26 protein-coding genes are annotated in these 23403 nt (G+C 72.2%); 8 read left to right on the top strand and 18 right to left on the bottom strand.

Features of this window, described 5'->3' with window-relative positions; translation table 11 throughout:
- Nucleotides 1–201: 201 nt before the first annotated feature.
- The 5 genes from HRF36_RS10025 to HRF36_RS10045 are packed head-to-tail and all read right to left on the bottom strand — an operon-like array spanning nt 202 to nt 3800.
- Nucleotides 202–1275, bottom strand: a complete 1074-nt coding sequence (locus tag HRF36_RS10025) for a hypothetical protein (RefSeq protein WP_173209372.1) — start codon at nt 1273–1275, stop codon at nt 202–204.
- A complete protein-coding gene (locus HRF36_RS10030) occupies nt 1272–1874 on the bottom strand; it encodes an ABC transporter ATP-binding protein (protein ID WP_173209374.1) in 603 nt (200 codons plus the stop codon). The genes HRF36_RS10025 and HRF36_RS10030 overlap by 4 nt, the downstream gene beginning before the upstream one ends.
- Complete coding sequence (locus HRF36_RS10035) at nt 1865–2920, bottom strand: peptidoglycan-binding protein (protein ID WP_173209376.1); 1056 nt, start codon at nt 2918–2920, stop codon at nt 1865–1867. The genes HRF36_RS10030 and HRF36_RS10035 overlap by 10 nt, the downstream gene beginning before the upstream one ends.
- Nucleotides 2917–3525 (bottom strand): hypothetical protein, encoded by a 609-nt coding sequence (locus HRF36_RS10040; RefSeq protein WP_217271109.1) that lies wholly within the window; start codon nt 3523–3525, stop codon nt 2917–2919. The genes HRF36_RS10035 and HRF36_RS10040 overlap by 4 nt, the downstream gene beginning before the upstream one ends.
- Nucleotides 3522–3800: a hypothetical protein gene (locus HRF36_RS10045; RefSeq protein ID WP_173209380.1), complete on the bottom strand. Its 279-nt coding sequence runs from the start codon at nt 3798–3800 to the stop codon at nt 3522–3524. The genes HRF36_RS10040 and HRF36_RS10045 overlap by 4 nt, the downstream gene beginning before the upstream one ends.
- A gap of 268 nt (nt 3801–4068) precedes the next feature.
- Here HRF36_RS10045 and HRF36_RS10050 point away from each other — a divergent pair, with 268 nt between their 5' ends.
- Entirely contained in the window at nt 4069–6279 is a 2211-nt protein-coding gene (locus HRF36_RS10050; protein ID WP_173209382.1) for an NADP-dependent isocitrate dehydrogenase, read from the top strand.
- 167 nt (nt 6280–6446) lie between these two features.
- The gene (locus tag HRF36_RS10055; RefSeq protein WP_173209384.1) at nt 6447–7226 is read left to right on the top strand and encodes a CPBP family intramembrane glutamic endopeptidase; all 780 of its coding nucleotides are present in this window, start codon (nt 6447–6449) and stop codon (nt 7224–7226) included.
- Nucleotides 7227–7264: 38 nt separating this feature from the next.
- Here the strand turns inward: HRF36_RS10055 and HRF36_RS10060 are convergent, their stop codons facing one another.
- Nucleotides 7265–8218 carry a LysR family transcriptional regulator ArgP gene (locus HRF36_RS10060; RefSeq protein ID WP_173209386.1) on the bottom strand — a complete coding sequence of 318 codons (954 nt, stop codon included), beginning with the start codon at nt 8216–8218 and terminating at the stop codon, nt 7265–7267.
- Nucleotides 8219–8287: 69 nt separating this feature from the next.
- Here HRF36_RS10060 and HRF36_RS10065 point away from each other — a divergent pair, with 69 nt between their 5' ends.
- On the top strand, nt 8288–8932 hold the full coding sequence (locus HRF36_RS10065; protein ID WP_173209388.1) for a LysE/ArgO family amino acid transporter: 645 nt from the start codon (nt 8288–8290) through the stop codon (nt 8930–8932).
- Nucleotides 8933–8966: 34 nt separating this feature from the next.
- Here the strand turns inward: HRF36_RS10065 and HRF36_RS10070 are convergent, their stop codons facing one another.
- The 5 genes from HRF36_RS10070 to HRF36_RS10090 all read right to left on the bottom strand — a co-directional run bounded on the left by HRF36_RS10070 (nt 8967) and on the right by HRF36_RS10090 (nt 13202).
- Nucleotides 8967–10424 carry a CDP-alcohol phosphatidyltransferase family protein gene (locus tag HRF36_RS10070; RefSeq protein WP_173209390.1) on the bottom strand — a complete coding sequence of 486 codons (1458 nt, stop codon included), beginning with the start codon at nt 10422–10424 and terminating at the stop codon, nt 8967–8969.
- 110 nt (nt 10425–10534) lie between these two features.
- Nucleotides 10535–11191 (bottom strand): Pr6Pr family membrane protein, encoded by a 657-nt coding sequence (locus HRF36_RS10075; RefSeq protein ID WP_173209392.1) that lies wholly within the window; start codon nt 11189–11191, stop codon nt 10535–10537.
- A gap of 143 nt (nt 11192–11334) precedes the next feature.
- A complete protein-coding gene (locus tag HRF36_RS16315; RefSeq protein ID WP_173209394.1) occupies nt 11335–11781 on the bottom strand; it encodes a Rho termination factor N-terminal domain-containing protein in 447 nt (148 codons plus the stop codon).
- A 70-nt stretch (nt 11782–11851) separates the two neighbouring features.
- The gene (locus tag HRF36_RS10085) at nt 11852–12481 is read right to left on the bottom strand and encodes a class F sortase (RefSeq protein ID WP_371740106.1); all 630 of its coding nucleotides are present in this window, start codon (nt 12479–12481) and stop codon (nt 11852–11854) included.
- Between the two features lies 1 nt (nt 12482).
- Entirely contained in the window at nt 12483–13202 is a 720-nt protein-coding gene (locus HRF36_RS10090; protein ID WP_173209396.1) for a CHRD domain-containing protein, read from the bottom strand.
- A 292-nt stretch (nt 13203–13494) separates the two neighbouring features.
- On the opposite strand from HRF36_RS10090, the gene HRF36_RS10095 reads away from it, so the two are divergent.
- Together HRF36_RS10095 and HRF36_RS10100 are read left to right on the top strand one after the other, a co-directional pair.
- Nucleotides 13495–14004, top strand: coding sequence for an RNA polymerase sigma factor (locus HRF36_RS10095; protein ID WP_173210035.1), 510 nt, complete (start codon nt 13495–13497; stop codon nt 14002–14004).
- Entirely contained in the window at nt 13997–14776 is a 780-nt protein-coding gene (locus tag HRF36_RS10100) for a hypothetical protein (RefSeq protein WP_173209398.1), read from the top strand. The genes HRF36_RS10095 and HRF36_RS10100 overlap by 8 nt, the downstream gene beginning before the upstream one ends.
- Before the next feature lie 31 nt (nt 14777–14807).
- Here the strand turns inward: HRF36_RS10100 and HRF36_RS10105 are convergent, their stop codons facing one another.
- Entirely contained in the window at nt 14808–15845 is a 1038-nt protein-coding gene (locus tag HRF36_RS10105) for a Gfo/Idh/MocA family protein (protein ID WP_173209400.1), read from the bottom strand.
- Between the two features lie 136 nt (nt 15846–15981).
- Here HRF36_RS10105 and HRF36_RS10110 point away from each other — a divergent pair, with 136 nt between their 5' ends.
- Complete coding sequence (locus HRF36_RS10110) at nt 15982–16215, top strand: PLDc N-terminal domain-containing protein (RefSeq protein WP_173209402.1); 234 nt, start codon at nt 15982–15984, stop codon at nt 16213–16215.
- 76 nt (nt 16216–16291) lie between these two features.
- The gene (locus HRF36_RS10115; RefSeq protein ID WP_254281173.1) at nt 16292–16891 is read left to right on the top strand and encodes a GIY-YIG nuclease family protein; all 600 of its coding nucleotides are present in this window, start codon (nt 16292–16294) and stop codon (nt 16889–16891) included.
- 137 nt (nt 16892–17028) lie between these two features.
- Here HRF36_RS10115 and HRF36_RS10120 read toward each other — a convergent pair whose 3' ends face one another.
- Nucleotides 17029–18165 carry a hypothetical protein gene (locus HRF36_RS10120; protein WP_173209403.1) on the bottom strand — a complete coding sequence of 379 codons (1137 nt, stop codon included), beginning with the start codon at nt 18163–18165 and terminating at the stop codon, nt 17029–17031.
- A 95-nt stretch (nt 18166–18260) separates the two neighbouring features.
- Between HRF36_RS10120 and HRF36_RS10125 the strand changes: the two genes are divergently transcribed.
- On the top strand, nt 18261–20705 hold the full coding sequence (locus HRF36_RS10125; protein ID WP_173209405.1) for an excinuclease ABC subunit UvrA: 2445 nt from the start codon (nt 18261–18263) through the stop codon (nt 20703–20705).
- Nucleotides 20706–20779: 74 nt separating this feature from the next.
- Here HRF36_RS10125 and HRF36_RS10130 read toward each other — a convergent pair whose 3' ends face one another.
- The 5 genes from HRF36_RS10130 to HRF36_RS10150 all read right to left on the bottom strand — a co-directional run bounded on the left by HRF36_RS10130 (nt 20780) and on the right by HRF36_RS10150 (nt 23275).
- On the bottom strand, nt 20780–21679 hold the full coding sequence (locus tag HRF36_RS10130) for an SDR family oxidoreductase (protein WP_173209407.1): 900 nt from the start codon (nt 21677–21679) through the stop codon (nt 20780–20782).
- 208 nt (nt 21680–21887) lie between these two features.
- Nucleotides 21888–22181 (bottom strand): DUF4190 domain-containing protein, encoded by a 294-nt coding sequence (locus HRF36_RS10135; protein ID WP_173209409.1) that lies wholly within the window; start codon nt 22179–22181, stop codon nt 21888–21890.
- Nucleotides 22182–22321: 140 nt separating this feature from the next.
- On the bottom strand, nt 22322–22708 hold the full coding sequence (locus HRF36_RS10140) for an iron chaperone (protein ID WP_173209411.1): 387 nt from the start codon (nt 22706–22708) through the stop codon (nt 22322–22324).
- 85 nt (nt 22709–22793) lie between these two features.
- Entirely contained in the window at nt 22794–23015 is a 222-nt protein-coding gene (locus HRF36_RS10145) for a hypothetical protein (RefSeq protein ID WP_173209413.1), read from the bottom strand.
- Nucleotides 23012–23275 carry a hypothetical protein gene (locus HRF36_RS10150; protein ID WP_173209415.1) on the bottom strand — a complete coding sequence of 88 codons (264 nt, stop codon included), beginning with the start codon at nt 23273–23275 and terminating at the stop codon, nt 23012–23014. The genes HRF36_RS10145 and HRF36_RS10150 overlap by 4 nt, the downstream gene beginning before the upstream one ends.
- Between the last annotated feature and the right edge of the window lie 128 nt (nt 23276–23403).

Genomic DNA, 23403 nt, shown 5'->3' on the forward strand with positions numbered 1-23403 from the left:
CTCGAGTCGTCCACCGAGCGGAACCGGGCGCTCTACCGGCGGCTGGGGTTCGTCGAGCTGGCGGAGATCCGCGGGCTGCCGGGCGGCACGCCCGCCGCGATGTGGCGCCCGGCCCGGACCGTGTCCGGCTGAGGCCCGACAGTCTCGGGTCGCCCTGCCGAGGCGCCCGTCGACGTGGGGCCCGGAGCCACGTCCGGTTCGTCACCTGTCTCTCACGTAGCGGAGCAGGGACGCCTCTCGGATGGATGCGACGCCGAGGACGAGACCGATGATCACACCCACCACGCCGAGGGCGACGGTCCGGGCCGCGTCGAGATCGATGGGAACCGCGTCGCCCGGTCGGAGGCCTGCCGTGACCGTCAGCACCAGGGCGGCCGTCCAGAGCGTCGCCGCCGTCGTCCAGACGGCCGCCTGGACGAGCTGGGAGCCGGCCTGGGCGAGGACCGAGACCCCGATGTGCCGGTCGGACGCGAGCGAGCTCCGTCGCCGCCAGGTCGAGGCCGCCCCCAACGCGAGGCCGAGTCCGCTCGCCACCGCGGGGCCCCATCCGCCCAGAGCGACGGGCCCGGGGCGGAAGGTCGACCCGAGCGTGCTGTTCAGCTGCCCAAGGGTGGGGTGTGCCGAGGTCTCGGCACCGGAGTCGGGCAGGAGCGTCCGCCCGAGCGCGGCCACGGCCTCGTCGTCAGCGGGCCACGACGTCGCCCAGCAGGCGTCGAACGGCCCGTCGTCGACCTGGGTCACGGAGAGCGCGCTGTAGGCGAGCGAGGGATCACGCCCGTCGTCGGGGTACCGGAACACCCCCTGCACGGGCACGGTCCCGCCCGGTGTCGCGAGCAGGCCGGGACCGGTGAGGCCCACGGCCCGCGCGGCCTCGTCGCTGACGACCGGGCCGAGCCCGTCGGCCGTGCCGTCGAGAGAGAGCAGTGCGGCGAAGCCAGGCGTCGTGACGTGGGTCGGGACGCCGGCTCTCGGCAGCGCGGCGGCCACCAGGTCGGTCGGCGAGGACCGGATGGCGCCGGCGGCCCGGACGGTGGGCAGGGCGACGAGGGAGTCGCAGGCGTGACCGTCGATGCGGCCCTCGGCGGATTCGACCAGGGTGGCTGCTCCGCTGGACGTCCACCGGTCGGCCTCGTCCACCGCGGAGCGAAGGCTCACCGCCTGGGAGGCGGCGACGCCGCCGACCGCGAGGACGAACAGTGCGACCCAGAGCAGTGTCATCGTGGTGCCCGAGACGACGTCGCGAACGGCCTCGCGAGCGATCTCACGGGCCTTCACCGTGTCGCTCCGAGGTCGAGCACGTCGTCACAGGCGTCCCGTGTCGCGGCGTCGTGCGTGGCGACGAGCACCGCGGTGCCGTGATCGGCGAGCGAACCGAGGACGCGGTTGACCTCGGCGGCCGTCCGACGGTCCAACTGCGCGGTGGGTTCGTCGACCAGCAGGACGTCGGGCCCGGCGGCGATCCCCCGAGCGAGCATCAAGCGTTGCGCTTCGCCGCCGGACAACTCGGAGAACCGGGCCCCACCGCGAGGGGACAGCTCGAACCGTGCCAGCAAGGCCTCCGCCCGGCGATCGGCGTCGCGTCGGGACGCTCCGGTCGCCAGGAACGCCAAGGAGACGTGGTCGAGGGCGCTTCGGCGGGGGACGCCGTGCGGGTTCTGGAACACCCAGCCGACCCGGGTGCCCTCGGGGCGTGTGACCTGGCCGAAGCGTGGTGTCAGCATGCCGGCGACGATCGCCATGAGCGTGGACTTGCCCGACCCGCTCGGCCCCACGACGGCGCAGACCGTGCCGCCCTCGAGGGTGCGGTCGATACCGGTGAACAGCGCAGGCCCGTCACCGAACGCGTGGCCGACCCCGTTCAGCGTCACCGGCACGAGATGCCACCGTCGGGGTGAGGCGTGACCGACGACACCGAGACGCCGTCGGGCGGGACGACGAAGGATTGCCCCAACTGCGACCCGACCACCTCGACGAGGACGGGCGACAGGGCGGTGCCGGAGGTGTCGACGGGCTGTAGGCACGCCGTCCCGTCACGCAGGCCGACGAGGGCGCCGGGTGGCACGACCGAGACCCGGACGGGTTCGGCGAGGGACCAGCGCGCCGAGATGGTCGGGGTCTCTTGTCCCCTCGATGCGGCGTATTCGCGCGTGGCGGCGAGACGCGAAAGGTCCGCAGGATCGGTGACCATCCCCTCGGGCGTGATGCCGACCGTCACGTCGGCCACGCTCACCACGCGATCGCCGGGAGAGGCGTCGAGGGGCGGCTCGTCGAGTCGGATGGATTGCAACTCGACGGGGAGGCGGACGAGCTCGTCGCCGCTGTCGACCCGCGACCCCACCACGCCCGGGCAGCCCTCTGTCTGGACCCTGGGGGCCGGAATCCATGCGACGGCGTCGACCGGGACCGGATCGGTGGCCGCCATCGGCACGCCTCGGGCGGTCAAGTACGCGCGGACGGCCCGTTGCGTGCCGGCGCCGAAAATGCCGTCCACGCTGATGGACGCGCCCGACCGGGTCAACTCACTCTGCAACCCACGGACGTCGTCGCCCCGGTCACCGGCCTCGAGCGCACGCCAGAGGGGCACCGCGGTCGCGAGGGCGACCACGGGGGCGCCGTCGACGGTGGCGACGACGTCACCGCTCGAGATCTCACCCCCCGCCGAGCAGGACAGCCCGGTGAGGACGCCCGGTCGGGGCGAGACGATCATGCGTGCCGACCCGGTCCGCGGTACGAGCTGGACTTGACGTTCGTCGACGTCGTCGCGTGACTCGACCGGAACCGCCGCGGTGACGGCGGGTGAGCTCAGGGCGGTCGGTCGGTCGTGCGGGAGGAGCAGCACGGTCGCCCCGGCACCGATCGCGAGCGCCGTCGCGGCCACGAGTCCGACCAGCGACGCGGTCGGTCGCCGGATCGGCGTCATCGCTCGTACCAGAGGCCGAGAGGGTCCCTGTCGCAGGCCTGGGCCGCTTCGGACATTGGGTCGAACGGGAAGTCGCCTGTCTCGTTGTCGGCCTCCCAGTCTTTCCGGCCGTAGCTCGGCTCGACCACCCCGGCCGTGACGAGGCATTCGACCTCGATCGTCGCCTCGTCGAGCCGAGCGGGGTTTCGTCGCGTCTGCTCGAACAGGAAGGTCACCTGTGCGTCGAATCTCGTTTCGCAGGCTTCGAGTGCGGCGTTGGACTGTTCGAAGGGCATGCCGGGACTCCCGCCGTCTCGGCCGCCGACGTCGAAACCGCCCTCGCGACGGTAAGTGATCGAGAGACCGGAATCGGCGAGACAGCGGCGGACCCCGTCGTGGGCCTGCTCGAGTTCGGTCGGCGTGACGACCCCGTCGGCCAGGATCTCTCGTTCGCTGTCGCTCTCGCTTTTCTCGAGCGCCATGGCGAATTCGTCTGCCCACGGGCCGGCGTGCTCCTGTGCCTCGGCGTCGAGCCGTGCGGAGTCGGTCGGCTGGGGGCCGGCACACCCGACCACGGTGCCGAGCACGGCGACGGCCACAGCCGTCGCCACAGCCGTCGATCTCACCGCGCCGTCATCCCGTAGGACACCACGTTCACCCAGCAGGCCGCCTGTTTCGACCACTTGCCACGGGTCACCCACGGGCCGTACCGGGTGTTCGACTGACGAATCGCGTTCCAGTGTCGTGCCCTGGTGCACGAATTGTTCTTGCCCATCGACCGGGTGACGCTGCCGTAGCAGGCGGCCTGTGCCTCGGGTGCCGTCGCGACGTCCGCCGCGATCGTGCCCCCGGCCAGGACGATGGTGACCGCGGCCGCGATCGCGAATCTCTTGATGAGCACGTGCTTCCTCCCTCTGACGAAACCGTTCCGTCAGGCGTGAAGCTAACGTTAAAAAGATGACCTATCAAGGGTGAAATGTCGATCACCGAGGCTGCCCACCGATGGCCGGGGCAGGCCGCGCCTCCTGCGTTCGCGGCCTGCGCCTCCGGGCTTCGGTGGGGTCGCCCAGACGCGCCATGTATCTTCATGTCGAGAGATCTCTGCGCGGTAGCGTAGGGAGAGCACCACCGAGCACACGCATGCCCGACAACGAGGGAGCACCTGCCGCATGGCGAAGATCATCTACACGCTGACCGACGAGGCGCCCATGCTGGCGACCTACTCGTTCCTGCCCATCATCCAGGCCTACGCCAAGACCGCGGGGGTCGACGTCGAGACCCGCGACATCTCGCTGGCGGGTCGCATCATCAGCCAGTTCCCCGAGCGCCTCACCGACGAGCAGCGCCAGGGCGACGCCCTGGCCGAGCTGGGGGCCCTGGCGAAGACGCCTGAGGCCAACATCATCAAGCTGCCGAACATCTCGGCGTCGATGCCGCAGCTCAAGGCCGCGGTGAAAGAACTGCAGTCGCAGGGCTACGACCTGCCCGAGTACCCCGACTCGCCCTCGACCGACGCCGAGCGCGACGTCAAGGCCCGGTACGACAAGGTCAAGGGCAGTGCGGTCAACCCCGTGCTGCGCGAGGGCAACAGCGACCGCCGCGCCCCGCTCTCGGTCAAGAGCTACGCCCGCAAGCACCCGCACCGCATGGGTGCCTGGACGGCGGACTCGAAGACGAACGTCGCGACCATGGGCGTCGACGACTTCCGGTCGAACGAGAAGACCGTGGTCATCCCGGCCGACGACACGCTGCGCATCGAGTTCGTGGGCGCCGACGGTCGGACGCAGGTGCTGCGCGAGTCGATCCCCGTGCTCGCCGGCGAGGTCGTCGACGGCACCGTTCTGCACGTGGCCGCGCTCCACGAGTTCCTCGCCGCGCAGATCGCCCGGGCCGAGGCCGAGGGCGTCCTGTTCTCGGTGCACCTCAAGGCCACGATGATGAAGATCAGCGACCCCATCCTGTTCGGTCACGTGATCCGCGCGTTCTTCCCGCGGGTGTTCGAGCGGTACGGCACCGACCTCGAGGCCGCCGGGCTCGACCCGGCCAACGGTCTGAACGGCATCCTGCAGGGCCTCGCGGCACTGCCGAACGGCGACGAGATCCGGGCCGCCTTCGACCAGGGGATCGCCGACGGGCCCGACCTCGCCATGGTCGACTCCGACAAGGGCGTCACCAACCTGCACGTACCGAGTGACGTCATCGTCGACGCCTCGATGCCGGCGATGATCCGCACCTCGGGTCACATGTGGGGCCCCGACGGCGACGAGCACGACACCCTCGCGGTCATCCCCGACTCGAGCTACGCCGGCATCTACCAGGCCGTTCTCGACGACTGCCGCGCGAACGGCGCCTTCGACCCGGCGACCATGGGCTCGGTGCCGAACGTCGGCCTGATGGCCCAGGCCGCCGAAGAGTACGGCTCGCACGACAAGACCTTCGAGGTGCCCGGCGACGGAACCGTCCGCGTCGTGAACCAGGCGGGCGAGACGCTCATCGAGCACGAGGTCGCCACGGGCGACATCTGGCGCGCCTGCCAGACGAAGGACGTGCCGATCCGCGACTGGGTCAAGCTCGCCGTCACGCGGGCGCGCGCCAGCCGGACGCCCGCCGTGTTCTGGCTCGACGAGACCCGCGCCCACGACGCCACCCTGATCGGGCTCGTACGCAGCTACCTCGCCGAGCACGACACCGAGGGCCTGCAGATCGAGATCCTCTCGCCCGTGGACGCGATGGCGTTCTCGCTCGAGCGCATCCGTCGTGGCGAGGACACCATCTCGGTCACCGGCAACGTGCTGCGCGACTACCTGACCGACCTGTTCCCCATCATGGAGCTCGGCACCTCGGCCAAGATGCTCTCGGTCGTGCCGCTGATCAACGGCGGCGGCCTGTTCGAGACCGGCGCCGGCGGTTCGGCCCCGAAGCACGTGTCGCAGCTCGTCGAGCAGGACTACCTGCGCTGGGACAGCCTGGGCGAATTCCTCGCCCTCGCCGTCAGCTTCGAGCACCTGGCGACGTCGACCGACAACGCGCGGGCTCAGATCCTCGCCGACACGCTCGACCGCGCCACGGGCACGTTCCTCGACGAGAACAAGTCGCCGGGTCGCAAGCTCGGCTCGATCGACAACCGCGGCAGCCACTTCTACCTGGCGAAGTACTGGGCCGACGAGCTCGCCGCCCAGACCGACGACGCCGAGCTGGCCGCCGCCTTCGCCGGCCTGGCGGCCACCCTCGGCGGGTCGGAAGAGACCATCGTCGCCGAGCTGATCGAGCCCCAGGGCACCGCGGTCGACATCGGGGGCTACTACCACCCCGACGCCGCCAAGACCGAGGCCGTGATGCGCCCGTCGCAGACGCTGAACGAGGCGCTCGCGACGCTGTAGGGCGCGAAGCCCTCGACGGCAGGAGGCGCGGTGCCGGTCGGCACCGCGCCTCCTGCCGTCCGCCGGGTCATGCCGGGGCCCCGGTCAGGCCTGGGCCCCGTCACGACGGGACGAGGATCACTCTCTAGTATGACGATCACATACCAGTATTGTGAAATACTACTGCTATGACCAATCAGGCGACAGGACACCAGACAGCATCCGCCGGGCGCCCCGCAGGCTTCCTCGATCGGGTCCGGGCGGAGCAACTACCGACCCGCTTCCGGTGGCAGGCCAGAGACTGGGTGGCGCTGCTCGCGGTGCCGTCGATCTTCGTCTCGGGGTGGCTCACCACGATGATCACGAACGACGTCGCCGTCGGTACGGTCGTGGACACCGTCCTCCGGATCGCACTCTTCGTCGTGCTCGTCGTCGCCAACCGTGCGTTGCTCGCGCGGCACTGGCGCGCCTTCTGGGCCGCGCCGTGGCTCAGTGTCGGCCTCGTCGTCGTGGGCATGGTCGCGCTCCAGATCGCGATCAGTTCGTCGGGTAGTGCGCTGCGGTCCCTCGGCGGCCTCGATCCCGGTGACGACCAGGGGCCCGTCCCGTCGATGGCGTTCGGTGTCCTCTTGTTCACGTCGCTCAACCCGATGGTCACCGCCCTGATCGAGGACTTCACCTTCCGTCACACCCTGCTACTGAAGTTTCCCGTGTGGAACCGATTCGTGTTCGCCGCCGTCCTGACCGTCGCGAACGCCGTCCTCTTCGGTGCGGTCCACATCGACAACTTCGGTGGCGAGTGGCTGCTGACGCTGTCCTTCGCCGCCGCGGGGCTGGTGATGAACCTGACCTACCTGTGGACCCGCAACATCTGGCACGTGCTCCTCATGCACGGTGTCAACAACTTCATCCTCGCCGGCCCCGTCGGCGTGGTCATCCTGCACGTGTTGCAGGCTGCCGTGGTGTGACGATGACACGGCGTGGATGCCGTCGTACGCGCGCGGCCTCAGGGGTGCAGGGCTCTTCGGGCGGTGGTGCGGACGGCCACGGTGACGGCGTCGAGCAGGGGTGAGGCGAGGGTCCAGCGTTGCCAGAAGAGTGGCACGTCGACCGGGTCGTCGGGGGCCAGTTCGACCAAGCGGCCGGCGTCGAGTTCGGGGGTGGCCTGGGCCTCGGGCAGCATGCCCCAACCGAGCCCCAAGACGACGGCCCGGGCGAAGTCGGCCGACGCGGGCACGTGGTGCCGGGGCGAGAGCGGTTCGCGACCGGTGAGGCGCCGGACGAAGTCGTGCTGCAGGGCGTCGGTCCGGTCGAAGACGACCATCGGGGCGCGGTCGAGGGGGGCGAGGTCGAGCCTTCCGAGGCGGGGCGTCTCGGGGTCGTGCGGAACACCGGCCAGCCACCTGTCGACGAAACCGGGGCTCGCGACGGCTCGGTACCGCATGACCCCGAGCGGTTCTGAGCTGCAGCCCTGCACGGGCTCCCGGGTCGCGGTGACGGCGGCGAGCACGTCCCCCGACCGCAGCAGCTCGGCCGTGTGCTGCTGGTCGGCCCGACGCAGGTCGAAGACGACCCGGACCGCCGGCGGGACGGCGGCCAGTGCGTCGAGGAACCAGGTCGCGGTCGAGTCGGCGTTGACCGCGATCGGCAGGGTCGTGGGCGCGGGGTCGTTCGACGCGGTGTCGTCCTCGTCGCGTGGGCCGGTGCCGAGCCGGGCGAGGGCGTCCGAGGTGAGCAGGTCGATCTGCCGGGCATGACGCAACAACACGTCGCCGGCCTCCGTGGTCTCGACCGGGGTGGAGCGGCGCAGCAACACCTGTCCGGCCGCCCGTTCGAGCTGCTTGATGCGTTGCGACACCGCGGACTGCGTCACGTGCAGGCGTCGCGCGGCCGCCTCGAAGGTGCCCTCGTCGACGATCGTGCGCAAGGTGTCGAGCTGATCAAGTGCGAACCTGGTCATGAGCAGAGCTTATGCAGCATCACGAACATGAGTTGGTGCGATGCCCCCGGGCGGTCCTAGCGTGGCCACATGACCTTCGCGACCGTGCTGCCCGCCGTCCTCTTCGGCTTCGGCACGAGCCTCGCCCTGATCGTCGCGATCGGCGCGCAGAACGCCTACGTGCTGCGCGTCGGGCTGCAGGCGGCGACCCGTGCCGTCGTGCCGGTCGTCGTGGTCTGCGCCGTGAGCGACGCCGTGCTGATCAGCGCCGGGGTGGCCGGAATCGGGGCTCTCGTCGAGGCGGCCCCGCGGGCGGTGCTCGTGGTGCAACTCGTCGGCGCGGGATTCTTGCTGGTCTACGGCGCCTTCGCCGCCACACGGGCGATCCGGCCGACGGGCGCCTTGACGGTCGACGTCGACGGCGCGTCCCCGACGGCACCCGCCCGGATCGTCCCGGCCGTGCTCGGCGCCCTCGCGTTCACCTGGCTGAACCCGCACACCTACCTCGACACCGTCGTCTTCCTCGGTTCGGTCGCGAACCACCAGCCGCCCGAGCTGCGCTGGTGGTTCGCCGCCGGGGCGATCACGGGCAGCCTCGTATGGTTCTCGGCGCTGGGGTTCGGCGCGCGCCTCCTGCGTCCGCTGTTCGCGAAGCCGGGCGCCTGGCGGGTGCTCGACGGGGTCATCGCCGTCGTGATGGTCGCCCTCGGGGTGCGGCTGCTGACGGGCATCTGAGGCCCGTGGTCGGCCGCGGTCGGCGCCTCCGGCCTCAGGCCGGGCGCTCGGCGATCGCGCGCTGCCAGCGGACGAGCATCACGCGCGCGTAGTGCACGGCCGAGACGTAGTGGAAGACGAGGCCGACCAGGAAGACCAGGTACCCCACGCCGATCACGCCGGTCCACTCGGGCCCGTCGAGCGCCACGCCGAGCAGCAGCACCGCGAGACCGACGAAGCAGAGGCCCGTGCGGAGGCGGCCCGCCCACCACACCGGCACGGCGGGATCGCCGCGGAACGCCAGGACGGCGCCGATCGCGAGCAGCACGTCGGGCACGAGCAGCAGCACGGCCTCCTGCCAGCCGAAGACGTCGGCCGTCGCGAACGCCACGGCGACCACGACGACGGTCAGCCGGTCGGCCACGGGATCGAGCCACGACCCGAGCACCGAGACCGAGTCGGTGCGCCGGGCCACGAACCCGTCGAGCCAGTCGGTCGCGAACACGACCCCGATCACGACGAGGGCCGGCCACCAGAGCTCGGCGATCAGCAGCCCGGCGAAGACCGGCAACAGCAGGAGGCGCGCGGCCGTGATCGCGTTCGGCACGGTCCGCCAGTCGTCCACCTCGAAGAGGCGGTGGCGCAGGGCGCCGAGCCGGCGGGACGACAGGTGCTCGGCGACGAACTCGCCCGAGGCCGAGGCCCCGGCGACGACGGGATCGGCCAGGGCGTGCCCGGCCGCGTGGACCACGGACGAGACCGGCCCGCGGGCGTCGGCCCGCGCCTCCTCGTCCGAGGTGTCGGCGCGCGCTGCGTCGGCGCCGGCCGTCCGGTCGTCGGCCGCGACGGTCTCGTCGACGGCGCCGGTGGATGCGCCCGAGGCGGCATCGGCCGCGGCGGCGCGACGGCGACGCACGAGTCGCACGACGAAGACGATCGCCACGATCACGGCGGCCCCGATCAATGCCCAGGACGAGAACTGCCCGAGGTACTCCTGCGCGGCCTCGAGGGACGACCGCAGCAGGAACCCGATGCCGACGTAGACGGCTGCCCAGGTCAGCGCCCCGCCGAACGACGCGGGCAGGAACGACCGGTAGGGCACCTTCGCGACCCCGGCCGCCGCCGGGGTGAGGGTGCGGACCACGGGCACGAGGCGCGTGAGGAAGACGGCAGCGGCCCCTCGTCGCTCGAGGACGGCGACGGCACGGTCCCAGCTGTCCACGCCGATCTTGCGGATGATGCGGGTGTCACGGAACCCCGTGCCGAAGCGGCGGCCCAGCAGGTAGCCGACGTGGTCACCGAGCGAGCCGCCGATCGCCACGGAGACGAAGAAGGCGACCGCCGGCCACGGGCTGTCGAAGGTCGCGGCGAGCAGCAGCACGATCGTCTCGCCCGGCACGAAGACACCCAGGCCCAACCCCGACTCGGTGAACGAGAAGAGCGCGCCCAACGCCCAGACGAGCGGGGTCGGCAGCGACGAGCCGACGTCGGTGATCCACCCGATGAGGTCCATCCCGCCAGGCTAGGGGAGCGCTGCTGAGGGGGCGTCGCCCGGGGGACGGAGGCGGGTCGGTCCGGGGGACGGGGTCGCCTCCGCCGCGAGTCGTCGGGGTCGCCGGACGGTCAGCGTGGCCGACGAGCCCGTGCTCGAGGTGACGGTCGTTGTTTCCAGAAGCGGCCGGCCAGGCGTGCGAGGCCGACCAGGGCGATCGAGAGCACGACGAGGGCCACGAGCAGCACCACCATGTAGACCGCCACGGGACCGTAGCCGCCCAGCGCCTCCGGGTCGAAGAAGGGGTACGGGTAGAACGCGGTGATCGCGCCCCGGACGAGCGTGTACACGCTGTACACCACGGGCACGACGAGCCCGACGGCAGCGGCCGACCAGGGCAGGCGGCGCCCGACCGGCAGCACGATCCAGTCGACCAGCACGGCGACGGGCATCACCATGTGCACGACGACGTTGACCCAAGGGAGGACGCCTCCGGCCACCTCGGTCAGCAGCAGGTTGAAGACGAGGCCGACGAAGATCATGTCGACGACCGAGATCAGCCGCACGGTGTCCCAGGCGCGGCTGCCGGGGCGTCGCCGGAGCGTCCGGACACCACCCACGACGAACACGACGACGGCGAACAGGTTGCCGAGGTTCGTGAAGTACGAGAAGAAGTTGACGACGTCGAAGTGGTTCTCGAGGTGGACGGCGAACTGCGTACCGACCGCGATCAGCGCGAGCGCCGCGAAGACGAACCGGTACGGGACCATCAGCTGAGCGCGCGTCATGTCCTCACCCTAGTGACGCCCCGTCTGGCTGCCGGCATCGTGTCGCACCGCCGAATCTGGCGGTGCGACGTTCAGCTGGTGGTGCGACGCGAGCGCCCCGTCCGGCGAGCAGGGTCAGGGGCGAGCAGGGTCAGGTGTCGGACTCAGGCCTGCTCGATCTTCTCGATCAGGGCGGCCTTGGTGTACCGCGAGACGTTCGTGACCCCCTTGGTGCGGGCGAGGGCGCGCAGGGCGACGAGGGTCTGCGCGTGCAGATCGACGTGGGCGTCGTGCCCGTCGGGCCGCGGCACGGTGGTCTCGTCGACCTCGGGCAGCGGCGGGGTGTAGATCGAGCGAGGCTCGGCGGGCGTGGGCGAGGCGCCCGTCGCGGCCTCGCCGGCGCCCTTGGCCGTCTTCTTCGCGTCCTTCAGCCCGGCCGCGGCGTCGTCGAGGGCGTTCTCGAGCGGTTTCACCGAGGGGCGCGACTTCTTGGCGAGCTTCTTCGCCCGGCGCTTGGCCTCGGCGACGGCCGCCCGGGCGTCGGTGACGGCGTCCTCGGCCTTGTCGTAGGCCTTGGCGGCGGATTTCTTGAGCTTCTTCTGGTCGGCCACGGGATCGGCCCCTCTCTCGAACGTGCGGAAATCGTGCGTCCGAGAGTGGCCTGAGGACCTGGGACGACTGTCAGGCGACGGGCTCGGCGAACACGACCCGGTTCTGGTCGTAGTGGCCGGAAGCGCGGTCGAAGACGCCACCGCAGGTGATCAACCGCAGCTGGTCGGTCGGCTGGGCGCCGAAGACGCGCGTGGTCGGGAACTCGGCCTTGGGCACGTCCACCACCTCGGTGACGACGTAGCCGACGACACCGCCGTCGACCGTGGTCACGTCGACCCGGTCGCCGAGGACGAGTTCGTCGAGACGCGCGAACACGGCCGGCCCCGAGGCCGAGTCGACGTGTGCCGCGATGACGGTCGGTCCGCGCCCACCGGGTGTGCCGCCGCCGGTGAACCAGCCGACGTCGTCCGCGTCGGAGGGCACCTCCATGGCGCCGTCCTCGGCGATGCCGAGGTCGATCAACGGGGCGTCGAGTCCGATCGCGGGCACCGAGACGGCGGCCGGGGCCACCCCCTCGCCGACGCCCTTAGCTGCGCCTTCACCCACCGCAGGAGGCGCGGTGCCGGTCGCCGTCGGAGCCCCGGTCGCCCCCGCCCCCGGGGTCGTCGTCGGCGTCGGCGCGACCGGCCCGGGCGACGCGCACCCGGTCAGGGCAAGCACGACGGCGACGACGACCAGCGGGGGCAGGGAGCGCCGCACGTCAGGCCTGCGTCGTGCGGTGACGGCGGGTCAGGACGTACGCTCCCGCACCGAGCAGGGCCAGGGCCCCGACACCGCCGGCCGCGAGGCCGAGACCGGAGGCCGTCCCGGTGTCCGCCGCCGCGCCTCCCAGTCCGGTGTCGACCCCGCCGACGGGTACCTGGGTCAGCTGGCCGCGGACGACACCGGCCGCGAACGAGGCCGTGTGCGAGTCGCCCGTGAAGCCGGCGGGGTTCGCCTCGAGCTGCTTCAGGCTGAAGCCGGTGCCCGTGTCGGCACCCGCCGCGCTCATGACACCCGTGGTGAACGGGCCCTGCAGGCAGCCGCTGCTCGTGCGCGTCCCGTCACCGCGGTCGACCGGGTTCGGGAACGCGATGCGCGGCGGGCCGGCCTGGCCCTGGGCCGCCTCGTGGATGTGCGTCGCCGTCTTGGCCGGGCTCTGGTAGTCGCCGGTGACGCCGCGCAGGGTGATGTCGTAGCAGATGACCTCGGTGTCGCTGTTGACCCGGAAGTCGAACGTACCGGTCGCACCGGTCTCGCCCGCGGTGGCGACACCGTCGTTGTTGATCACCTGGTCGGGCGTCGCCATGACCGTGTAGGCGCTCGTGAAGGTGGAGGGCTCGGGCACCTCGGTCTCGGCGAACGCGGGCGTCGCGATCAACGTGAACGCGGCGGTGGCGGCACCACCGATGGTGAGGTTGCGGACTGCTCTCTTCGACATGGTCGTGATGCCTCTCGTCGGGGCGGCCTCCGGTCGGACGCCGCTCGAAGGGGCCTACGCCGAGCGGGGCCCGTGCGTTCATCACGGGGCGAACTTTCTCGTCCGGTTCGTCGATGAACGTCCTGGGGGCGGCCGACGTATGCCCTTCCGGAGTCCGTGCCGCACACGGCAGGACCCGTGCGGGGCACGGATAAGCTGACGGGAGGTCGAGCAGATGGTGGTCGTCCTGACGTCCGACGCACCGGTGGTGTCACCGGTGGCACCCGACTCGAGCCCGTGGAGGCCCGTCCCGATGAGCGAGCGGCCGCCCGGCCTCGACGTCCCGTCCGCGTTCGTCCAGCACGGCTCCGCCCTGCTCGGCTTCGCCGTCAACGCCCTGCACGATCGCGCCCTCGCCGAGGACTGCGTGCAAGAGACGTTCGTCCGTGCCTGGCGGGCCCGGGACTCGTTCGACCCCGACCGCGGCAGCGTCCGCACCTGGTTGTTCGCGATCGAGCGCCGCGTCGTGCTCGACGTGCACCGGGCCCGGTCGCGCACTCCGTCGGTCGTACCGTACGACCACGCACCCGAACCCGTGGCGAGCGTGGCCGACCCGCTCGAGCGCCTGGGCGTGGCCGAGGGCCTCGCCCGCCTCAGCGAGGACCACCGGGCGGCCGTGGTGGCCGTCCACCTCGAGGGGCTCAGCTACCGCGAGGTGTCCGATCGCACGGGCGTCCCCGTGGCGACCCTGCGCACCCGCGTCTTCCACGCGCTGCGCGCCCTGCGCACCCACCTCGACGACCAGGAGACGACCGATGACTGACCTCACGCCCGAGGGGGGTGCCGACGCCCGTCGCGACGAACTGATGGCCGCGGCGCTCGCGGACGACCTCTCGCCGAGCGAACGCGTCGAGTTCGACGCGCTGCGTGCCGCCGACCCGTCGATCGATGCCGAACTGGCATCGCTCGGGGTGGTCACGAGGGGGCTCTCGGGCTTCGGGAGCTGGGACGAGGTCGTCCCGAGCGACGGGCTGCGCGAGCGCGTCGAGAGCGTCGGACGCGACGGCGCCAGCGACGCCGCCGGCGACACGTCCGCCACCGTCCCGGGCCCGGTGCCGGTCGCGCACGTCGGCCCGCGTGTCGCGGCGGCCCGCTCGGGCCGCGGACGCCGTCCGCTGCTCGTCGCGGTCGGGGCCGCCGCGTGCCTGGCGATCGGGGCCGGAGGCGGAGCCCTGCTCGCGACGCCCCGCGACACGGTCGTGGCCGGTCCGGCCGGAACCCTCGGGGCCGTCGAGCACGTCGACTTCGTGGGTCAACCCGCCGGAGTCGACCTCGTCGGTGATCTCGTGGCGCACACCTGGGGGACCGAGACCGTGCTCAGCGTCGACGGCCTGCCCACCGGCTCGGCGTTCACCGTCGTCGTGGTGGGCGAGGACGGACGCGAGTACGAATCCGGGGCTTTCCTCGGGTCGGACGTGCCCGTCGACTGCCGGCTCAATGCCGCCGTGCTCCGGCCCGACGTGGCGTCGGTCGAGATCCGCGCGGCCGACGGCGACGACATCGCCGTGGCCTCGGTGCCTCCGGTCGCGAGCTGACCCGCGCCTCCCGGACCCGCCCGACCGCACCTCAGACCACGGTCAAGGAGGCGCGGGTCGCCTCGATGGTCGCGAGCAGCGACCTCGAGTCGGCCAGGGAGTGCAGGGGCGAGTCGCGGAGCCCGGCGTCGACGTAGGACGCGAGGGCCGTCGCCTGATAGGCCAGGCCCCGGCGGCCGGTCGGGACGGACGGATCGCTCCAGACGGCTGACCCGGCACCGGTGGTCAGCTCGAACGTCGCGGGGAAGACGAGGTTCTGCACGGTGCGGATCGACCCGGTCGTGCCGGCGATCGTGCCGAGTCCGGGGGAGGTCGTGAGCAGGCTCGTCGCCGCGGTGGCGAGCACCCCGTCGGCCGTGCGGGTGACGACGGCCGCGTCGAGGTCGACGCCGTCGGCCCGGGTCGAGCCGGTGGCGTGCCACTCGACGGGGTGGCCGGTCGCGAACTGGGTGAACCAGAAGGCGTAGACGCCGATGTCGAGCAGCGCGCCGCCGCCGAGCGCCGGGTCGCTCATGCGTCCGCCGGCCGAGAGGTCGTTGGCCCACGCGACGTCCGCGGTCGCGAGCCGCACGTCGCCGATCGCGCCCGTGGCGACCAGCTCGGCGATGACCGTGGTGTGCGGCAGGTAGCGCGTCCAGAGGGCCTCCATCGCGAGGACCCCGGCCGCGCTCGCCGCGGCGGCGATCTCGTCGGCCTCGGCCGTGCTGGTCGCCATGGGCTTCTCGATCAGGACGTGCTTGCCGGCCCGGATCGCGGTCAGGGCATCCGGCAGGTGGCGGGTGTGGGGCGTGGCCACGTAGACGACGTCGACGTCCGGGGAGGCGACCAGCGCCTCCTTCTCGCCGTGAGCCGTGTCGACGCCGTGGGCGCGGGCGAACGCCTCGGCCCGGCCGAGGCTGCGCGAGGCCACGGCGACCACTCGTTGATCGGTGTGCGCGTGCAGGGCGTCGGTGAAGTCCCCGGCGATCTCGCCCGGACCGATCACACCCCAGCGCAGGGCCGGCCCGCCGCGGAGCGGGACCGCCGTCGAGGCGGGGAAGGTCGGGGTGCTAGGCGTCTGCGTGGTCATGCGGTCTCCTCGGGTCACGTCGTCGTGCGTGCGTCCATCTTCGCGGGTGCGGGTGCGGGTGCGGGTGCGGGTGCGGGTGCTCGCCCGGCTCGGCGGCCCTTGACGGGGGCACGGTGCGGCACCCTAGGCTGGGCTCATGAGCGCGTGGGGTGACTGGGGTCCGGCCGTGGCGGCGATCGTCGTGGCCGTCCTGTACCTCGTGATCGTGGTCGCCATCGTGCGTGCCGTCCGGCGGCGATCCGACACGACGCAACTCGAGCGCACGGTCTGGACGGTCGCCGCCGTCCTCTTCCCCGTCGGCGCCGGCGCGGTCTGGCTGCTTCTCGGCCCGCACCCGCTGGGTCTTCGCATCGACCGCGAGCAGGGCTGAGCAGGCCGGGCACTGCTCCCGTCGTGACATCTCGGCAGGCCGACCGGGTGTCGGTGGCCGCACCTAGCCTGCGGGGATGACCCGACCGACACCCCGACCCGACGGCTGCCGAGGAGGCGCGGGTCGGCTGGCAGACGACTCCTGCGGTCGACCGGTGGACCCGTCCTCGCCGGTGCCGCTCTGCGACCGACACCTCGCGCTCGCCGCCGACTGGGTGGCCTCGCTCGAGGGCTCGGGCGAGGGCGTGACCGACCTGCTGCCGTCACCGTGTCTCGCGTGCGGGTCTCGGCTCGGCGCGCACTGGCCGTCGGGGTGGCTCTGCGCCGTCTGCGAGTGGCGTCACGGCGACGTGCCCGACGGCGACCTGGGGGTCGTGCGAGTGGACGTCGTCTACTACATCCGGTTCGACGACCGCATCAAGATCGGCACGTCGTCGAATCCCCGGCAGCGCCTGGGCACGCTCTGGCACGACGAGCTGCTCGCCTTCGAGCGGGGCGACCGCCTGGTCGAACGGCGGCGGCACGGGCAGTTCACGGCCTCCCGATTCGGACGCACCGAGTGGTTCGCACGCAGCACCGAGCTCGACGCCCATGTGGCGGCGCTCGCCGAGGGCGTCGACGACCCGTGGCAGCGCTACGCTCGCTGGCGCAGCGAGGCGCTCGCCCTGCGCGGCTGACCCGCCCGGGGCCCGCCCGGGGCCCGCCCGGGGCCTGCAGCCCGGGCCTGCCGCATCGCACCACGTCCTGAACGTCGCACCGCCGATCTTCATGGTGCGACGTTCAGGACGTGGTGCGACACCGGCCCGGGCGGGGTTCAGGGGCGGAGATACGCGTCGACGAGCAGGGGGCCGCGGATGGCGCGCAGCTCGTCGAGCAGCAGGGGCACCGTCTGCCGGGTCAGCCCGGAGAGCTGCAGGTCGTGAGGCCCGAGCGGGGGCAGCTTGCCGGTGCGCAGCCGCACGACCTGCCATCCGGCGGCACGGAGGGCTGCGTCCTTGCGACGGTCGGCGGTCTCGCGGTGCCCCACGTGTTCGAGCCCGTGCCGCCCCGTGGAGTCGTACTCGATCGCGACCCGCAGTTCGGCGAGCACGATGTCGGGCCACACCTCGACGTGGTCGAAGAACGGACGCCCCACGCGGACGGCGTTCAGACCGGGCTCGAACTCGAGCCGGGCGGTCAGCTCGGCCCGCAGCTCGGCCTCGACCGCCGACGCCGGCTTCGGCGCACACGCGCTGACGAAGGGGGTGCCGGACGGCAGTGTCGGCGTCTTGTCGCACACCGGCCGGGAGGCGCGGGTCGGCCGGGACGCGCGGGTCGGCCGGGCGACGCGGTCAGGCAGGGAGGCGCCGGTCGGCTGGGAGGCGCCGGTCGGCTGGGAGGCGCCGGTCGGCCGGGAGGCGCGGGTGGGCCGTTCCGCGCCGCCGGGCTCGGGCGCAGGGGGCGCGTCCACCCGCGGCGTCGTCGACGGGAGGCCCGTGCTCGCGGCGCGACGACGCCGGGGCGGGGGTGTCGTGGCTGCGGGCCCCGCACCTCCGGTGCTGGGGCCGGCGGCGACGTCGGACCAGGCGGCCGGCCCCGGAACGGCTGCGGCCCGCGCGCGGACCACCGCCGCCGGCGCCATCGGTGGACGCATCGGCAGCGCACGCGGCTTCGCGAGCTCGCTGCACTCGGGGCACCACGACGACCGTCGTCGCTCGCGACCCGGCCGGTGCCGTTGTTCGTCGGGGGTGGCGACGAACACGTGGCCCGCGTCGCAGAGCCAGCACAGCCACACGTCGGCCGCGGGCGGGATCTGGCTGAGCACGATGCCGCCGTTGTGTTCGGGACGGTACTGCCGCACGAGCACCGGGTACGACGCCCAGGCCTCGCGGTAGCTGCCCACGGGGTAGGGCACGGCGAGGCCGCGCGACGTCCGGCGTCGCGCCCACCAGGCGGCGATCGGCTCGGGCACGCGCACACGATACGACGGGCCACCGACACTCGCCGCACCCCGTCGGGACGAGGGGGCGCGGGCCGACGTCGCCGCGCACCCGTAGCATCGACCGGATGCCCGACACCGCACCTCCTGACGTGCCCACGCCCGCGACCGACGTCCACTCCCGCGGGTTCGTCCGCGTGCGCGGCGCCCGCGAGAACAACCTGCGCGCCGTCGACGTCGACGTCCCGCGGGACAGCATCGTCGCCTTCACCGGCGTCTCGGGCTCGGGCAAGTCCTCGCTGGCCTTCGGCACGATCTTCGCCGAGGCGCAGCGCCGCTTCTTCGAGTCGGTCGCGCCCTACGCGCGCCGTCTGATCGCCCAGGGTGGCGCCCCGCACGTCGACGAGATCACGGGTCTGCCCCCGGCCGTCGCCCTGCAGCAGCGTCGCGGCGCCCCGAGCTCGCGGTCGACGGTCGGCACCCTGACCACCCTGTCGAACTCGATGCGGATGCTCTATTCGCGGGCCGGCAGCTACCCCGCCGGGGCCGACCGCCTCGAGTCCGACTCGTTCTCGCCGAACACCGTCGCCGGAGCCTGCCCGCGCTGCCACGGGCTCGGCATCGCCCACGAGGTGACCGAGTCGTCGGCCGTCCACGACCCCTCGCTGAGCATCCGCGACGGGGCGATCACCGCCTGGCCCGGAGCCTGGCAGGGCAAGAACCTCCGCGACGTCACGAGCGTCCTCGGCTACGACATCGACCGCCCCTGGCGCGAGCTACCGCAGGCCGACCGTGACTGGCTGCTGTACACCGACGAGCAGCCCGTCGTCGAGGTGAACCCGCAGCGCGACCGGGTCGCGAAGCCGTACAAGGGTCGCTTCTGGAGCGCCCGCGCCTTCGTGATGCACACCCTCGCCGACTCGCAGAGCGAGACCCAGCGCACCAAGGTGCTGCAGTACGTCGAGAGCGGACCGTGCTCGCTCTGCGGCGGCAGCGGCCTGACCCGGGCGGCGCTCGCGGTGACCTTCGCGGGGCGCACGATCGCCGAGCTGAACGCTCTGCCGATCGCCGATCTGGGCGACGTCCTGCGGCCGACGGCGACCCTGACGAGCGCGTCGGCCGCGGTGTCGAACGCGTCATCGGGCGAGGTCACCGAGGTCGCCGTCCGCATCGCCGCCGACCTGTTGGCCCGCACGACCGTGCTCGACGACCTCGGGCTCGGCTACCTCAGCCTCGGTCGCGCGACCCCGACCCTGTCACCGGGCGAGATGCAGCGGCTGCGCATCGCGACGCAGCTGCGCTCGGGCCTGTTCGGCGTCGTCTACGTGCTCGACGAGCCGAGTGCCGGCCTGCACCCCGCCGACGCCGAATCCCTCGTCGAGGTGCTCGAACGGTTGCGGGCGAGCGGCAACTCGGTCTTCGTCGTCGAGCACGACATGAGCATCGTGCGGCGCGCCGACTGGATCGTCGACGTCGGCCCGGGGGCCGGCAGCCACGGAGGCGCGGTGCTCTACAGCGGGCCCGTCGCCGGGCTCGCCGGGGTCGCCGACTCCGTCACGAGGCGCTTCCTCGACCCCTCCGTCACCGGTCCTGCCCAGGGCGGGCCGGCCCTCCGCCGTGAACCGGCGGCCACCCTCGAGTTGCGCGGCGTCACCCGGAACAACCTCGACGGAGTCGACGTCGACCTGCCGCTCGGGGTGCTGACCGCGGTCACGGGGGTGTCGGGCTCGGGCAAGTCCACGCTCGTCGGCGGTGTGCTGGCCGAGACGGCGACCGGGCACGAGCGGGTCGACCGCGTGGTGCAGGTCGACCAGAAGCCGATCGGTCGGACCCCGCGCTCCAACCTCGCGACCTACACGGGTCTGTTCGACGCGGTGCGCCAGACCTTCGCCGCCACCGACGAGGCTCGGGCCCGGGGATACGGCGCCGGACGTTTCTCGTTCAACGTCACCGGAGGCCGCTGCGAGGTCTGCCAGGGCGAGGGGTTCGTCTCGGTCGAGTTGCTCTTCCTGCCGGGCAGCTACTCGCCCTGCCCCGAGTGCCACGGGGCCCGCTACAACGACGAGACGCTCGAGGTCACCTGGCACGGCGCGACCGTGGCGGACGTGCTCGCGATGACCGTCGACGAGGCGGCGACGTTCCTCGGGGAGGTGGCCAGCGCCTCCCGGGCGCTCGAGACGCTGCGGCAGGTCGGGCTCGGGTACCTGCGACTGGGCCAGCCGGCCACCGAGCTCTCGGGCGGTGAGGCGCAGCGCATCAAGTTGGCGACCGAGTTGCAGCGGGCGCGCACGGGTCACACCCTCTACCTGCTCGACGAACCGACCACGGGGTTGCACCCGGCCGACGTCGAACTGCTCGTGGCGCAACTGCAGCTCTTGGTCGACGCGGGCAACACGGTCGTCGTGGTCGAGCACCACATGGGCGTGGTGGCGGCTGCCGACCACGTGATCGATCTCGGCCCCGGGGGAGGGGACGCCGGCGGGCGCGTGCTCGCCGCAGGCACGCCCGAGCAGGTGGCCGGGGCCGCGGGCAGTCGCACCGCGCCGTACCTCGCGGCGGCGTTGCCCGCCTGACCCGTCGGGAGCCGAGGAGGCTCGGTGCAGCCGACCCGCGCCTCCTCGTCACCTCTCGATCGGGCGGAGCGGCGCTACGGCGAGACCATGCCACCGTTCACGTTGAGCGTCTCGCCGGCGACGAAGCTCGACTCGGCCGACGCGAGGAACACGTAGGCGGGCGCCTGCTCGGCGGGCTGACCGGCGCGGCCGAGCGGAGCCTCGCTCGAGCCGAACTCGGGCAGCGACTCGGGGTCGACGCCGTCGGTCACCTGCAGCACGGTCCAGGTCGGGCCGGGCGCGACGACGTTGACGCGGATGCCCTTCGAGATGAGCTGCTGCGCCATGCCCTTCGACAGGTTGTTGACCGCCCCCTTGGTGGCCGCGTAGTCGAGACGGTCGGGGGCAGGCGTGTGGGCCTCGGCCGAGGCGGTGTTGATGATCGTCGATCCGGGGGCCAGGTGCGGCACGGCGGCCTTGACGATCCAGAACGGGGCGTAGACGTTGGTGCGGAAGGTCAGGTCGAACTGTTCGTCGGTGATGTCGGCGATGTCCTCGTGCCAGACCTGCTTGCCGGCGACGTTGACGACGGCGTCGAGGCCGCCGAGTCCGTCGACCGCCTTCTCGACGAGTTCACGACAGAAGGAGGCGCTGGTCAGGTCGCCGGGGATCGCCACGGCCTTCTGGCCCGCGGCCTCGATCAGCGCGATCACGTGGTCGGCGTCGGACTGCTCGCTCGGCAGGTAGTTCAGGGCGATGTCGGCGCCTTCACGGGCGTAGGCGATCGCGACGGCGGCACCGATGCCCGAGTCCGCTCCGGTGATCAGGGCCTTGCGGCCGGTCAGGCGTCCGGTGCCGCGGTACGTCTCTTCGCCGAGGTCGGGTACGGGCGTCATCTGCGACTGCAGGCCGGGCTCGTCCTGGTGCTGCACCTCGGGGCTGATCGTCGGGTAGAGCGAGCGCGGGTCGGCGAAGGTGTACTGGTCGCGGGTCATGCGGAGTCCTCTCAGGTTCGCCGTGCCGGTGGCGGAGGGTGTCACGGCGGCACGATGCGGTGCACGGTACGCCGGGTGGACTCCGTGCCGTACCCCGCCGCCTCCGCGCCCGACCGCGCACCTCTCGACGAACGAGTGGCCCCGAATGGTCGTCCGCTCGGTAGCGGAGGACCGTTCGGGACCACTCGACGGCGTACGCGGCGTGCGGCTAGAAGTTCTGCGTCATGATCAGCGCGCCGGCGATCATCGAACCGATGTTGGCCAGGATGCCGATGAAGCCGAGCACGATGCCGACGGTCGCGAGGGTGCGGGCGGCGGGCTCGCGCTTGCGCGACAGGAAGCCGAGCACCACGGCGGCGATGGCGAAGAGGATCCACAGCACGGGCAGGAACAGGCAGAAGACGATGCTGATGATGCCGAAGACGAGCGACAGGATGCCCATCGTCTTCTTGCTCGTCGTGGCGGGGCCGCTGGCTCCGGGGTAGGGGGTGGCGTCACTCATGTCGGGTCTCCTCGGGATCGGGATGAGGTTTTCTCGTCGAATCTAGTGACGTTCGGGTGGCGAGGGCCGCCTGATCGTTCGCGTCACGGAAGACCCGGTGACCGTCGGCGCGGATCGGTCGCCGTCTGGGCGCGCGGCCGTCAGCGGCTGACGGCGAACGTCGGGGGAGGCGCGTCCACCGTCGTCGCGGTGCCGCACGCGATCGCGCGGCTGATCCGCTCGACCAGTTGGTCCGGCACGGGACGGCCCCAGCCGAAGGCGACCGTGTCCTTCGCGCGTCGGTGCGGGGAGACGTCGCCTTCGAGGGTTTCGTCGAACCGGGGCACGGGATAGATGCCGAGGTGCCGGGTCCAGGCCGCGAAGTACAGCGTCCGCCCGTCGTCGAACCGGATCGAGGGCATCCCGTACCGCAGGCTCTCCACGCCGCCGGCACACCCCGCGTGGATGGCTCGTCTCACCCGTTCGAGGGCTTCCCGCTTCTCGGGCGGGAATCCTGCGATGTACTGATCGACCACGCTGTCGTTCATGACGAGTCCTCTCGTTCGCTGGGCACCAGTGTGCGACGGAACGGCCCGGACCGCCAGCCCCCGGGCCGCTCGACGGGGAGGCGGTCTACTCCCCGTTCGCGACGGTCTCGATCCAATCGGTGGCTTCGTCCGACAGGTGGAAACCGTCCGCATCGTGCCGACCGACCCACCACGCATCCGATGCGATGTCACCGCCGGCGGCCACGATGCTCTCGAGGATGTCAGGAGCCACCGCGTCACCATTGCGGGCGATGAGCGATGCCCGGGCCCGATCGTCCAACGTCGCCCACCATTCCAAGGTCTTCATGTCGACAGTGTCGCCCTCGACGGCGCACGCGAGGGGGTTTCGGTGCTGTCGAGTTCGGCGATGTCCGACTGGATGTCGCCGAATCGTGTCCATGCTTCGGCCGTGGTGATCTCCGCTCGGGCGAGCGACGCGATGATGCGCTCCAGTCGGGTCGTCAGCTGGTTGACGACGTCGACGTCGCGACCCGACCGGGTCTCCAGGTCGTGGATGATCTGGGCCCTGGTCGAGACCAAGGCGGACTGCATGACGTCGGCTCGCATGCGACGACTCCCGGATGCTCGCTGGTGCCGGTGTTCGGGGGGAGTAGATGAACGAGGCGGCCGGTGGGGTCCGGCCGTGCTGGATCAGCGAGGTCTGGGCTGACTGCAACAGAAGTTACGCCCGGATC

It is taken from the genome of Frigoribacterium sp. VKM Ac-2836 (assembly GCF_013248995.1).
GTDB lineage: Bacteria > Actinomycetota > Actinomycetes > Actinomycetales > Microbacteriaceae > Frigoribacterium.